The following is a 12,345-nucleotide window of genomic DNA, read 5'->3' as shown; positions in this document are numbered from 1 at the left end:
CGTACCCCCGCCACCCCGCCCATGCAAACGGAATTGCCCGGCGGGCGGGGCAGGGCGGGCATGAGCGGGGCGTGCTTAGTAGGGAACAGCCGGGATGTCCGTCCGGGCGAAGTCGTCGCCCTTGAACAGCAGCGGCAAGCCGCGCGCCCGCGCCAGGGCATAGGCGCAGCAGTCCGCCATGTTGAGTTGGGCCGGATGGCCTTGGCCCTTGCCGAACCGCTCGAATGCTTGGAGCGCCAGATGGCCCTGGTGCCGGTTGAACGGGACGACCAAGGTCCCCAGCCCGTCCAGGAACTGGTCCAGCCGGGTGACCATCCCAGGACCGAACCGGCCGCGCAGGAGCAGGCGGGCCTCGAAGTCGTTCACGGCCGAGATCATGGTCAACGGCGCCTCGTTCATCGCGGCCCGCAGCCGGCCGGCTTCCGGCTCGTCACGCAGGACGGCGACAAGGGTCGAGGTGTCCAGGACGATCAATCGAACGCCCCGATGTCGTTGTAGCCGACGATCTCATCGTCGCCGCGGGGATCAAGGACGGGCAACCGGGCCGCCTCGGCGCAGATGGTCTCCAGTCGCCGCAGCCGTTCCGCCCTTTGCTCCGCGCCCAGGGGATGGGGCAGGGGCGCGCCGCCAAGCCGCTCGATCCGCTCGGCAAGCGCGCGCTCCACCGCCTCCTCGGCCGTCTCCCCGGTCAGGGCAGCCAGTTGCACCGCCAGAAGGTCCGCCCGCGTCTGGATGTGGCCCATGGCCAGCCTCCCTGTTCCGGCCCAAGGGTAGCGGAACGCGGCGGCAGGGTGAAGCCCGTCCCCACAAACGGAACGGGCGGGGATCGCTCCCCGCCCGTTGGTACTCTCACCAGACCAGTGCGGCTTCACGCCACCCGGATGTTCTTGAACTGCCAGGGGTCGCTGGTGTCCAGGTCCTCCGGGAACAGCTTGCCGCGGCCCTCCAGAGGGGTCCAGTCGGTGTAGGCGCCGACCACGGGGCCCAGGTAGGGCATGCAGATCTCCAGGCAGCGCTGGAAATCCATCTCGTCCGGCTCCACCACGCCCTGGGTGGGGTTCTCAATGGCCCAGACCATGCCGGACAGCACGGCGACGCAGACCTGCAGGCTGGTGGCGCTGTTGTACTCCACTAGGCCGCGCGCCTCCTCGATGGAGAGCTGGGAGCCGTACCAGTAGGCGCCCTTCTCGTGCCCGGCCAGCAGCACGCCCAGCTCGTCCACCCCGTCGATGATCTCGTCCATGATCAGGCGCTGGCGCTCCTGCTGGACGAAGTTCTTGCCGGCGAACTCGTGGATCGACTTCACCGCGTCGTCGCAGGGGTGGTAGGCGTAGTGGGCCGTCGGCCGGTAGACCACCTTGTCCCCCTCCTTCACCGTCAGATAGTCGGGGATGGAGATGGACTCGCCATGGGTGATCAGGAAGCCGTGGAACGGCCCCTCCATAGGGGTCCAGGTGCGTACCCGCTGGGTCACGCCGGGGCGGGCCAGGATGATGCCGGCGCCGCAGCCGAACTCGTGCCGGATGCCGTCGGGCGGGAAGGTCTTCTCATGGCTGCCCCAGCCCAGCTCCGCCGGCTGCGAGCCCTCGGAGATAAAGCCGTCGATGGACCAGGTGTTGACGAACTCCCCCGCCGCTTCGGCACGCTGGACACCTGGGTGTCCCGCTCGGCGATGTGGACCACCTTGATGTTCAAGTCCTTGGCCAGGGCGGCCCACTGGTCGCGGGTCTTCGGCACGTCCACGGTGCGGCCGGTGTCCTCCGCGATGTTCAGCATCGCCTGCTTGACGAAGTGGCTGACCAGCCCGGGGTTGGCGCCATGGGTCAGCACGGCGGTGGGGCCGTTGGGGAAACGCTCCCGCACCGCCAGGGCGGTCTCCCGCAGGGCGTAGTTGGAGCGCAGGGACAGCGGCAGGCTCGGGTCGGTGTAGCCGCCGGGCCAGGGCTCGATGCAGGTGTCCAGGTACAGGGCGCCCTTCTCGGCGCACAGCTCCACCAGCGCGACGGAGGAGACGTCCACCGACAGGTTCAGCAGGAAGTCACCCTTGCCCAGCAGCGGGTCCAGCACCGCGCGGTAGTTGTCGCGGGTCAGCGGGTCCTTCACGAAGGTGATGCCGAAATGGTCGGCCTCGTCATGGCCACGGTCGTCGGCGGTGACGATGGTGATCTGCTCGGGCTTGATCTCGATGTGACGCAAGATCAGGGGCAGGACCCCCTGTCCGATGCTTCCGAAGCCCACCATCACGAGGCGGCCGGGCAGGGCGCAGTGCTTCACATGGTCATTCATTTCATCGTGCTCCGAGCATGGTATCGCGCGTAAAAGGTCCTTTGACCTACGGCTTGGGGTTGAACAGACACAACGCGATCCCAAGGCCGCCTGTTGGGGGCGGCCCCGGGACGCGCTCAGGTTGGTCTCCCTAGAGTGGACTAGGCGGCCATTCGAGGCAACCGTGGCGACACGCCGTGGCCCGCCGTCTCCAGAAGGGGCGGGTCTACCACCTCCGCCAGGCGAGCCTGGTCGAAGCCGTTGAACTCCGTCCGAAGGGTCGCCCCATAGGCGCCGAGCTGGCCGATCTCGATCCAGTCCCCCTCCCGCACGTCGGCCGGCAGCAGGAAGGGCCCCCGCATCCGGTCGGCGCTGTCGCAGGTCGGGCCCAGAAGCTGAAGGGCAGCAGCGGGGCGTCGCTGTCCCCGGACGGGCGCACCAGCCGGCAGGGGAAGCGGAAGGCAGGCACGCCGGCATCGGACAGGCTGCCATACACGCCGTCATTGACGAACAGCTCATCCCCCGGCGGCGCTCCACCTGCACCACCACGCTGCCCCCGGCGGCCACCAGGGCGCGCCCCGGCTCGCACCAGATGCGGGTGGAAGCGGGCAGGGCGATGGCGCGGAGGCCTTCCGCGATGGCATCCATGAACAGGGACAGGTCGGGCGGCTCCATGTCCGGGTAGGAAACGGGGAAGCCGCCGCCCACGTCCAGCACGTCGACCTCCACGCCGGCCGCGGCCACCACTCCCCCCGCCATCAGGATCGCGCGGGTGTAGGCGGCGGGGTCCAGCATCTGGCTGCCCACATGGAAGCACAGCCCCACCCGCCGGCCCACCGCGCGGGCGCGGCGCAGCAGGGTGACGGCGGTGTCCTTGTCGGCGCCGAACTTGCCGGACAGGTCCATGGCGGCGTTGCCCTTGGGCATGGCCAGCCGGATGAACAGGCCCAGGTCCTTGGCACGGCCAGTCTCGGCCAGGATCTTCTCCAGCTCCTCCACCGAGTCCAGGCTGAAGTCGCGCACGTCATGGCCGTAATAGGCCTGCCGGATGGCGGCGCGGTTCTTCACCGGGTGCATGTAGTGCACCTCGGCCTCCGGGAACATGCTGCGGACGATGCGGATCTCCGCCGGGGAGGCGCAGTCGAAATGGCGCACGCCGCCCTTCCACAGGTTCCGCAGGAAGGCCGGGTCGGGGTTGCACTTCACGGCATAGAGGACGTCGCCGCCGGTGGCCGCGGCAAAGCTGTCCACGAAGCGGCGGGCCGTGGCGCGCAGCACCTGCGGCCGGATGCAGTGCAGGGGCTCCGCTGGGCGCAGCTCCGCCACCAGCGCGTCCACGGTGGGAAGCGCCGCGATGGTGCGGGTGGTGTTGCGGCGCAGGGGCGCGACGGCGGAACGGAAACGGGTCTGGGTCATGTGACGTCCCCCTCCAGTGACGGAGGGTCCCCGGCGGCCCGGGCGCTTGTGGGGCGGCCAGGGCGCATGAACGTGGCGAACGACCGGCGGGAAGCCGGAAGCGGCGGTGTGTGGGGATCGCTGGTCGGGCGCCGTGATTGCCGGGCATTGCCTGCTTTGCAGGATACCGCAAGGCGTCAACAGACGCGGGGGATGACCAGGGGCGACGTCAGCCTAACATGGGGCCCACCGCGCCAAGTGGCCGATGCGAAACGGCGTTCATCTCGACTATCCCTCTCGGGACCGGCCCACGGGTTGGCCGGTTCTGCCAAAAAGGACGCCTGACGTCGTTGCATAAACACCAGGGGCCGCCAACGGCGACGCCCAGGGCCAGGGGCACGTGCGGGTGCGTCTGAGCGTTTAATTAGGCATTTCGGGCCGCGACGCAAGGGGTAAGTTTGGGGGCGGGATTCGTAGGTCGGATTAGCGAAGCGTAATCCGACGGCAAGGCACCACCGTTTGGGATCGTCGGATTACGCGGCTGGTGTTGCTAATCCGACCTACGATGCCAACGCCACCCGGTGCGCCTCTGCGCTGTCGGCGTTGCGGCAGCAGAAGATGACCGTGTCCAGCGCCCCCGGGTTGGCCGCCACGAAGGCCCGCACGGCGGACACTGCCACCTGGGCGGCCTTGTCCCGGGGATAGCGGTAGGCGCCGGTGGAGATGGCGGGGAAGGCGATGCTGCGGGCGCCCAGGCCCGCGGCCACCTCCAGTGACCGGCGATAACAGTTGGCCAGCGTCTTGTCCTCCCCCAATGCCCCGGTGACGTAGACCGGCCCCACCGCGTGGATCACCCACTTGGCCGGCAAGTCGAAGCCGGGCGTCGCGGCAGCGTCGCCGCGCTTGACCGGGTCCATGGCGCTGGCAGCCTCGAACAACTGCGGGCCTGCCTTGTCATGGATCGCCCGGGACACGCCAGTGCCGCCGCCGAGGCCGGGTGCGGCGGCGTTGACGATGGCGTCCACGGCCAGGGTGGTGATGTCGCCCTCAAGGACGGTCAGGGTGGTCATGATGTCAGGTTCCGAAAAGGGTCAGGCCAGAAAGCGCCGATGCAGCGCGGCACTCTCCGCCCCGAAGCAGCAGAAGACGACCTGCTCCAGCAGGGTGACGTTGGTCCGCACGAAGTCCTGCACGGTGCCCACGGCGATGCGGGCGGCGGCTTCTTTGGGGTAGCCGTAGACGCCGGTGGAGATGGCGGGGAAGGCGACGGAGCGCAGGCCGTGGGCCACGGCAAGAGCCAGGGAGTTCCGGTAGCAGCTTGCCAGCAGGGCCGGTTCGCCGCCCGTGCCGCCCTGCCAGACGGGGCCCACCGTGTGGATGATGTGCCGGGCCTTCAGGCGGAATCCGGGGCTGATCACCGCCTGCCCCGTGGGGCAGCCCTGGGGGTAGGTGGCCCGCATATAGGCCAGCAGCTCGGCACCACCGGCCGCCCGGTGGATGGCCCCGTCCACCCCGCCGCCACCCGCCAGCTGCGGGTTGGCGGCGTTGACGATGGCGTCCAGGTGGAGGGCGGTGATGTCGCCCTCCACCACGGAAAGCGCGGCGCTCATCCCTCCAGGCTCCGCGCCACGATCTCATACACGTCGCGGGACAGGTTGGGTGTGTGGGCGATGCGCTCCAACTCCACCTTGGCTGCCGCCTGCCGCTCCCCGTCATACTTGCGCCAGCGGGCGAACGCCTTGACCATGCGGGAGGCGACCTGCGGGTTCAGGGCGTTCAGCTCGATCACCCGGTCGGCCAGGAAGGCATAGCCGGACCCGTCCGCCGCGTGGAAGCACACGGGGTTGCTGCTGAAGCCGCCCACCAGGGCATAGACCTTGTTGGGGTTGCGGATGCTGAAGGACGGGTGGGACAGCAACGCCGTCACCCGCTTCACCGTGTCCGGGTGGCTGGCCATGGCCTGGATGCTGAACCACTTGTCCATGACCAACGCCTCGCCCTTCCACTTGTCGGCAAAGGCGGCCAGGCAGTCCTCCCGCTCCGGCATGTCGCTGTCGGCGATCAGCATCAGGGCGGTGATGACATCGGTCATGCCGGCGGCGGTGCGGAACTGCTCCAGGCAGAGACGCCGCCCCTCCTCGTCCCCGGCCGCCATCAGGTAGGCAAGGCAGGCGTTCTTGCACGACCGCTTGCCGATGGCCTCCGGGCTGACGCTGAACGGGCCCGTGTCCGCGTTGTCGCGGTAGGCCTTCAGCAGGGCGTTGCGGTGGGTGCGGCCGATGGCGGCCTTCACCAGGTCGCGGGCGGCATGGATGCCGTCCACGTCAATCACCTCCATCAACTGGCCGAGGTAGGACTCCGTCGGCAGCGACAGGGCCAGGGCGGCGAAGCTGGTGTCCTCCCCCGCCCGGTCCAGGGCCTTGCCCAGGGCGGCGACGAAGCCCTGCGGCACCACCATGTCCCGGCCCGCGGCCCGGTCGGCCACCAGGCCCAGGATGATCTTGGCGGCCAGGGTCTGCCCCGCCTCCCACCGGTTGAAGGCGTCGCTGTCGTTGGCCATCAGGAAGGTCAGGTCCCCGTCCGTGTAGGCGAAGCGCAGCTTCACCGGGGCGGAGAAGCCCCGGAACAGGGACGGCACCGGCTTGGACGCCACGCCGGTGAAGGTGAAGGACTGCTCGGCTTCCGTCAGCAGCAGGACGCGCTCGGTGGCTGCGGGGGCGTCCTCGCCGGCGAGGCGGAGCGGCAGGTCCTGGCCATCCTGGCCCACCAGCCCCATGGCGACGGGCACCAGCATGGGGAGCTTTTCAGGCTGGCCCGGGGTGGGGGCCAGGGTCTGGCGCAGGGTCAGGGTGTAGGTCTTCGCATCGGCGTCATACCGGCCCTCGCCCTCAACCACGGGGGTGCCGGCCTGGGCGTACCAGCGGCGGAACTGCTCCCAGTCCACGGACACGTCCGGGTTGGCGTCGCGCATGGCGGCCAGGAAGTCGTCCGTGGTCACGGCCTGCCCGTCATGGCGGGCGAAGTACAGGTCGATGCCCTTCCGGTACCCCGCCGCGCCCAGCAGCGTGTGGTACATGCGCAGGACCTCGGCGCCCTTCTCGTACACCGTGGGGGTGTAGAAGTTGTTGATCTCGATATAGCTTTCCGGCCGCACCGGGTGGGCCGTGGGGCCCGCATCCTCAGCGAACTGCACCTGGCGCAGGCGCTGCACGTCCTGGATGCGCTTCACGGGGGCGGAGTTCATGTCAGCGGAGAACTGCTGGTCGCGGAAGACCGTCAGCCCTTCCTTCAGGCTCAACTGGAACCAGTCGCGGCAGGTGACGCGGTTGCCGGTCCAATTGTGGAAATACTCATGCGCCACCACGGCCTCGATGCCGAGGAAATCCATGTCCGTGGCCGTGTCCGGGCGGGCCAATATGTACTTCGTGTTGAAGACGTTGAGGGACTTGTTCTCCATCGCCCCCATGTTGAAGTCACCGACCGCGACGATGTTGAAGATGTCCAGGTCGTACTCCAGCCCATAGGCGTCCTCGTCCCACTTCATGGACTTTTTCAGGGACTCCATGGCATGGCCGCACTTGTCCTCGTTCCCTGGCTCCACATAGATGCGCAAGGTCACGTCGCGGCCGGAACGGGTGGTGAAATGGTCCTCGATATGGACCAGCTTGCCGGCCACCAGGGCGAACAGGTAGCAGGGCTTTGGCCAGGGGTCGTCCCAGCGGGTCCAGTGGCGGCCATCCGCACTCTCCCCCTGGTCCACCAAATTGCCGTTGGACAGCAGCACCGGGTACTTGGCGCGCTCCGCCTCAATCCGGACCGTGTACTTGGCCATCACGTCGGGCCGGTCCTGGAAATAGGTGATCTTGCGGAAGCCTTCCGCCTCGCACTGGGTGCAGTAGTTGCCGCTGGACTTGTACAGCCCCTCCAGCGCGGTGTTCTCCTCCGGCTTGATGCGGGTGACGATCTCCACCGTCGCCGTCTCTCCCGCCGGGGCGGGGATGGTCAGGCTCTCCGGCCCCTGGGCATAGTCGTCGGATGTCAGCAGCCGGTTGTCCACGGCCACCGTCAGCAGCTCCATGTCCTGCCCGTCCAACACCAGGGGCTGCGGCCCCTCGCCGGCGCGGGCGGGGTTGCGGCGGATGCCCAGGCGGGAGGTGACCAGGGTCGCCCCCTCGCGCAGATCGAAGGCCAGGTCTACGGTGTCGATCAGCCAGGCCGGCGGCGCGTAGTCCCTGAGGTGGATAGCCCTAGGCGAGCCCTTGTCCATGGTCGGCGTTTCCTGCGGTGTTCCGGTTTGGCGCGCAGGATAGGCGCGCTGCCCGCCGCCTGTCACGACCTCCGGCCGGAATTCGGGCAGTTTCGCAGGCCGCTCCGGCTCGTCGGCGGGGTACCATCGGGGCACGACCGGATAGGGGTTGCCCAACCCGAACGCGCCTGCGCGCGAAAAGATCGTTCGGCTTAACTTCCTTCTCCATTATAGTGGGCAGAAGCGGGGGTGGGGGGAGCGATGTATCTGGAGATCGCGGAATCGGACGTGGTCATCCTCTCCATCGCCGCGGCGCTGCTGGTGGCGGCGGTGATGCTGGAGATGCTGCGGCTCATCATCCCCGACGTGTATGAGTGGGTGGCCGACCACCAGAAGATCAAGCGGGAGATCAAGGAAGCCCGCTCCACCCTGGAAAAGCTGCTCGCCAGGAACCAGGACCAAGCCGCCGTCCGTGACCGCAAGAACGCCGAGCGGTTCCGCCTGAAAAGCCAGCTCAGCCGGGCAGAGGTGACCCTGGGCGCCCTGATCCGGGAACGGGTGGAGGTCTGGCATGAGCTGGGGGACCAGGTGGTGGGGGACCAGCTCTACATCGCCCGGGTGCTGCACCGGCTGAACGCCGACAAGTCCGCCAAGGATTTCGACAGCGCGCCCCTGATCTGGCGCTTCACCAACAATGTCCGCATCTGGGCCCAGGGCGAACGGGCAGCCCGCGCCCGGCTGCACGCCGCTTTCCCCGCGGCGGAAGGGTACAGCACCAGCGAGATCACCCTGGTGCAGGGCGCTTCCAAGCCGGCGGAGACCGCCGCGGCCGGTTCCATGGGGGCGGGCCGATGATCGTCACCTGGATGAACTTCTTCAGCCTCTGCGCCCTGGCCCTGACCGGGGCCGTGCTGGTGGTGTCCGCCCGCCGCATCTACTTGGTCATCAAGGCGACCGAGCGGCGGCTGGCCAAGACGGTGGATGAGAAGAACGCCATCGCCGCCGACCTCCGCGCCGCCCGCAAGGAGGAGGAGCAGACAAAGATCGCCATCGAGGAGGCCGAGTCGCACATCACCCTGATGACCAAGGTGGTCGCGCAGGTGGAGGCACAGGTCGAGCACCTGAAGTCGCAGCCCAGGCGTACGGTCAACATGGTCGATAACGAGTGGAAGCGGTTCGACCGTCTGTGGCAGGTTGCGGTGATGAACCCATCCATGCCAAATGCGCTGTCCCGCGGCCCCGGGGCGGGGGAACCGGGGCAGGGGCGGCTGGTGTACGGCTTCGCCCGGGTGGCGGATGAGTTCAGGAACAGGGTCGCCCAGCGCTACAGCCCCTCGGCGGGCTTCGTGCTGAGCGACGCGGAGATGGTGGACCTGCTGGCGTCGACGGCGCCGGCGCAGGCAGCGGCGGGATAGAGAGGACTGGCCATGCTCGCACAGACGGCAGGCATCTGCCTGGTGGGAACAGGCATCGACGATGGGGAACTCGCCAGGCTGGCGGAGGAGCTGGGCTTGGCGCCGGGCGGCAGCGGCGAGTCGGTGGAGGTCGTCGGGGAAGGCGAGTCGGACCTGCTGGTGGAGGCACTGGCCCGGTCCCCCCGCGCGGTGGTGGAACGGATCGAGGGCGCCGCCTTCCCGTCGCGGGAACTGGCGGCGGCACTGGGGCAGGGGGCATTCTTCCTGTCCCTGTCCACCCGGCTGGCCTGGACCCTGGACACCGCGGCCAAGTTCTGCGAGGGGCTGATCAAACGCGGGCTGATGCCCGACTATTTGCGCCACGACGTGGAGCTGAGCCTGCATGAGGCGGTGATCAACGCCGTGCTGCATGGCAACCTGGCCATGGGCGGGTCCCTGGTGGACGACCCGGCGGAGTTCGATGCCTTTTGCCAGAAGCTGAGCCGCCGGCTGGCGGAAGCCGACCGGGCCTGCAAGCGGGTCCATTTGTCGGCCCATGTGGCGGGGGACGTGCTGTCGGTCAGGGTCACCGACCAGGGGGATGGGTACGACCCGGCCCGTGTCCGCGGCCTGTCCAGCGTGGAGGCCAAGTCCGGACGTGGGCTGGAGATCATGCGCACCCTGGCCAGCGGCTTCCGCGCGGAGGATGGGGGACGCACGGCGGTGCTGACCTTCTCGGTTTGATGTTTCGGCGGCGACTGCCGCCGCGCGGGCTCGTGCCCGCATAAGCCCCGCTGGCGCATGCCAGCATGCGCAATGGGCCGCGGATGCGGCGGAGCCTGCCCGGACCCCGATCCGGGGGCGTTTGAGGAAAAAGGAAGGCTCGGGACGACCGGTCGCATTGTGCCCGAACGGTGCGGGGGCCACATGGGCGGCCATCCGTGACCATAAGGACCACATCATGCTCCGCCGTGCCTTCCTGGCCCTCGCCCTCCTGACCGCCGCCGGGCCCGCCTTGGCCCACAGCTACAAGGGCGGGGACGTGATGGTGGGGCACCCCTGGGCGGAACCGGCGGACGGCCCGCAGGCCACCGCCTTCGTCGCCTTGCTGAACGGCGGCAAGCAGGCGGACAAGCTGCTGCGCGCCAGCACCCCGCGGGCGGCCAAGGTGGAAATCCGCGACCTGGTCGGCGGCAAGCCCGCCGTGGTCCCGTCGCTGGAGGTCAAGCCCAACGCCCCCGTCGCCATGCGCCCCGGCGCCCGCGACCTGCTGCTGACCGGCCTCACCCAGCCCCTGAAGCTGGGCGACAAGTTCCCGCTGGTGCTGGAGTTCGAGAAGGGCGGGAAGGTCGAGGTGGAGGTGTTCGTGGAGACGGCGCCGGGGCATTGAGGCCCCCATGATGCAAGGCGCTTGGGGGGCACACCGGGCTTGGCGCCGTAGGGGCTAAGCTACCGGACATGAAAGCATTTTTGTGCTTCCCCCGCGGGAGCGGGGGTCCGCGGCTTTTCAAGCACAGGGACGGCGCGCACCGGGTCAAGAACTGTGGACCCCCGCCTTCGCGGGGGCAACAGTTGTGCTTGGCAGAGGCCTTCGGTCCTGACTTAGCGCCTATGGGGCCTGCCTCGGACCCTCGGGATTGGCCGAGGCAGGGCACCGAATGCTCCCTTTCGAATTCGAAAGTCGATTTTGGTGAAGGTCCTGCATCCCGCTGCCGCCCCTTGGCGCCACGGCTGCCCCAAGGGTCCCGGCTCAAGGCCGGGATGACTTCCAGTGATCGGCATCGGCCGGATCACACGTGGAAGCTCTCCCCGCAGCCGCAGCGGCCCTTCTCGTTGGGGTTCTTGAAGGTGAAGCCGGTCTGGAACTTGTCCTCGACATAGTCCATCTCGGAGCCCAGCAGGAACATGGTGGCGGCGGGGTCGATCAGGATGGTGACGCCCTTGTCCTCCACCACCTCCTCGAACCGCTTCTTCTCCTCCGCATACTCCACGAAGTAGCTCATGCCGGAGCAGCCGCGGGAGCGGACCCCCACGCGCAGGCCGATGATGGGCTTGTCCGCCTTGGCCATCAGCCGCTTCACCCGCTCGGCGGCGGCGTCGGTGATGGTCAGGGCCTTGGGGCGTTCCTTCAGGGTGGTCATCGCTCGCCTCCCTCCGCTCAGTACATGTTCAGGGCCACGCGGGCCTCGTCGCTCATGCGCGACGGGTCCCAGGCGGGTTCCCAGACGATCTCGACATTGACGCTGCGCACGCCCGGCACCTTGCGCACGGCCTCCTGGACCGTGCCCGGCATCTCCCCCGCCACGGGGCAGCCGGGGGCGGTCAGGGTCATCTCCACCTCCACGTCGCCCTCGGCGTCCACGTCGCAGCGGTAGACGAGGCCCAGCTCATAGATGTTCACCGGGATCTCGGGGTCATAGACGGTGCGCAGCGCCTCCACCACCCGGTCGGCCAGGGGCGCGTCGGGGGGCAGGCGCTCGTCCTCGGGGATCTCCACAGGCGCGGACATGGAGATGTCGGGGGCGATGGGGCGGTAGACGGAGCTCATCGCGTCCTCCTTAAAAACCGGCGTTCTCAGTGCTGGCCACGGGGTCCCCGTGCAGCGCGGCGTTCATGGTGTGCCAGGCCAGCGTGGCGCACTTCACCCGCATGGGGAACTCGCGCACGCCGGACAGGACCTGCAGCTTGTCCATGGCCTCCTCGTCCAAGGGGCCGTGGTCGGTCCACTCCTCCTCGTCCTTGGTGCACATGTCGTGGAAGGCGCCGAACAGGGCCTCGGCCTCCTTCGGTTCCTTGCCCTTCAGCATCTCGGTCATCAGGCTGGCGCTGGCCTGGCTGATGGCGCAGCCGCGCCCGTCGAAGCGCACGTCCGCGATCCGGCCGTCGCTGCCCAGGGTCAGGTAGACGGTGATCTTGTCCCCGCACATGGGGTTGTCGCCCCGGGCCGTCCGGTTGAATCCGTCGGGCTTGCCGAAGTTCCGGGGGTTCTTGCCATGATCCAGGATGACTTCCTGGTAGAGGTCGCGCAGGTCGTCGAACATGATC

At 68.6% G+C, this 12,345-nt stretch carries 12 protein-coding genes and 2 pseudogenes; 4 read left to right on the top strand and 10 right to left on the bottom strand.

Annotated elements, in window-relative coordinates; all coding sequences use genetic code 11:
* Positions 1–75 precede the first annotated feature (75 nt).
* From HHL28_RS11980 to pepN, 7 genes and pseudogenes are all read right to left on the bottom strand, one after another.
* A complete protein-coding gene (locus HHL28_RS11980) occupies positions 76–474 on the bottom strand; it encodes a type II toxin-antitoxin system VapC family toxin (RefSeq protein ID WP_075769757.1) in 399 nt (132 codons plus the stop codon).
* A complete protein-coding gene (locus HHL28_RS11975; protein ID WP_075769758.1) occupies positions 471–743 on the bottom strand; it encodes a type II toxin-antitoxin system VapB family antitoxin in 273 nt (90 codons plus the stop codon). Before HHL28_RS11975 ends, HHL28_RS11980 begins: the two co-directional genes overlap by 4 nt.
* A 125-nt stretch (positions 744–868) precedes the next feature.
* Positions 869–2,286 (bottom strand): annotated as a pseudogene (locus HHL28_RS11970) (homospermidine synthase).
* A gap of 600 nt (positions 2,287–2,886) precedes the next feature.
* Positions 2,887–3,681, bottom strand: a pseudogene (locus tag HHL28_RS18685) (type III PLP-dependent enzyme); the annotation flags it as partial.
* Between the two features lie 539 nt (positions 3,682–4,220).
* A complete protein-coding gene (locus tag HHL28_RS11960; RefSeq protein ID WP_075769761.1) occupies positions 4,221–4,730 on the bottom strand; it encodes a macro domain-containing protein in 510 nt (169 codons plus the stop codon).
* A gap of 21 nt (positions 4,731–4,751) precedes the next feature.
* Complete coding sequence (locus HHL28_RS11955; protein WP_075769762.1) at positions 4,752–5,270, bottom strand: O-acetyl-ADP-ribose deacetylase; 519 nt, start codon at positions 5,268–5,270, stop codon at positions 4,752–4,754.
* Positions 5,267–7,927 carry an aminopeptidase N gene (pepN, locus tag HHL28_RS11950; RefSeq protein ID WP_075769763.1) on the bottom strand — a complete coding sequence of 887 codons (2,661 nt, stop codon included), beginning with the start codon at positions 7,925–7,927 and terminating at the stop codon, positions 5,267–5,269. Before pepN ends, HHL28_RS11955 begins: the two co-directional genes overlap by 4 nt.
* Before the next feature lie 240 nt (positions 7,928–8,167).
* On the opposite strand from pepN, the gene HHL28_RS11945 reads away from it, so the two are divergent.
* The 4 genes from HHL28_RS11945 to HHL28_RS11930 all read left to right on the top strand — a co-directional run bounded on the left by HHL28_RS11945 (position 8,168) and on the right by HHL28_RS11930 (position 10,690).
* Positions 8,168–8,761, top strand: coding sequence for a hypothetical protein (locus HHL28_RS11945; protein WP_075769764.1), 594 nt, complete (start codon positions 8,168–8,170; stop codon positions 8,759–8,761).
* Entirely contained in the window at positions 8,758–9,321 is a 564-nt protein-coding gene (locus HHL28_RS11940) for a hypothetical protein (RefSeq protein ID WP_075769765.1), read from the top strand. Before HHL28_RS11945 ends, HHL28_RS11940 begins: the two co-directional genes overlap by 4 nt.
* 12 nt (positions 9,322–9,333) lie before the next feature.
* Positions 9,334–10,044, top strand: coding sequence for an ATP-binding protein (locus HHL28_RS11935; protein ID WP_075769766.1), 711 nt, complete (start codon positions 9,334–9,336; stop codon positions 10,042–10,044).
* A 217-nt stretch (positions 10,045–10,261) separates the two neighbouring features.
* Entirely contained in the window at positions 10,262–10,690 is a 429-nt protein-coding gene (locus HHL28_RS11930; protein WP_075769813.1) for a copper chaperone PCu(A)C, read from the top strand.
* A 400-nt stretch (positions 10,691–11,090) separates the two neighbouring features.
* On the opposite strand, the gene HHL28_RS11925 is transcribed toward HHL28_RS11930, so the two are convergent.
* From HHL28_RS11925 to sufU, 3 genes are read right to left on the bottom strand one after another with little or no spacing between them, the layout of a single operon-like run.
* Complete coding sequence (locus HHL28_RS11925) at positions 11,091–11,441, bottom strand: HesB/IscA family protein (protein ID WP_075769767.1); 351 nt, start codon at positions 11,439–11,441, stop codon at positions 11,091–11,093.
* A gap of 17 nt (positions 11,442–11,458) precedes the next feature.
* On the bottom strand, positions 11,459–11,848 hold the full coding sequence (locus HHL28_RS11920; RefSeq protein WP_075769768.1) for an SUF system Fe-S cluster assembly protein: 390 nt from the start codon (positions 11,846–11,848) through the stop codon (positions 11,459–11,461).
* 10 nt (positions 11,849–11,858) lie between these two features.
* The gene (gene sufU / locus HHL28_RS11915; RefSeq protein ID WP_075769769.1) at positions 11,859–12,341 is read right to left on the bottom strand and encodes a Fe-S cluster assembly sulfur transfer protein SufU; all 483 of its coding nucleotides are present in this window, start codon (positions 12,339–12,341) and stop codon (positions 11,859–11,861) included.
* Positions 12,342–12,345: the final 4 nt, after the last annotated feature.

The sequence above is a fragment of the Aerophototrophica crusticola genome (assembly GCF_012913305.1).
GTDB classification, from domain to species: Bacteria; Pseudomonadota; Alphaproteobacteria; order Azospirillales; family Azospirillaceae; genus Niveispirillum; species Niveispirillum crusticola.
The sequence above is the reverse complement of the archived record's forward strand: the minus strand, read 5'-3'. Positions and strand labels throughout refer to the sequence as shown.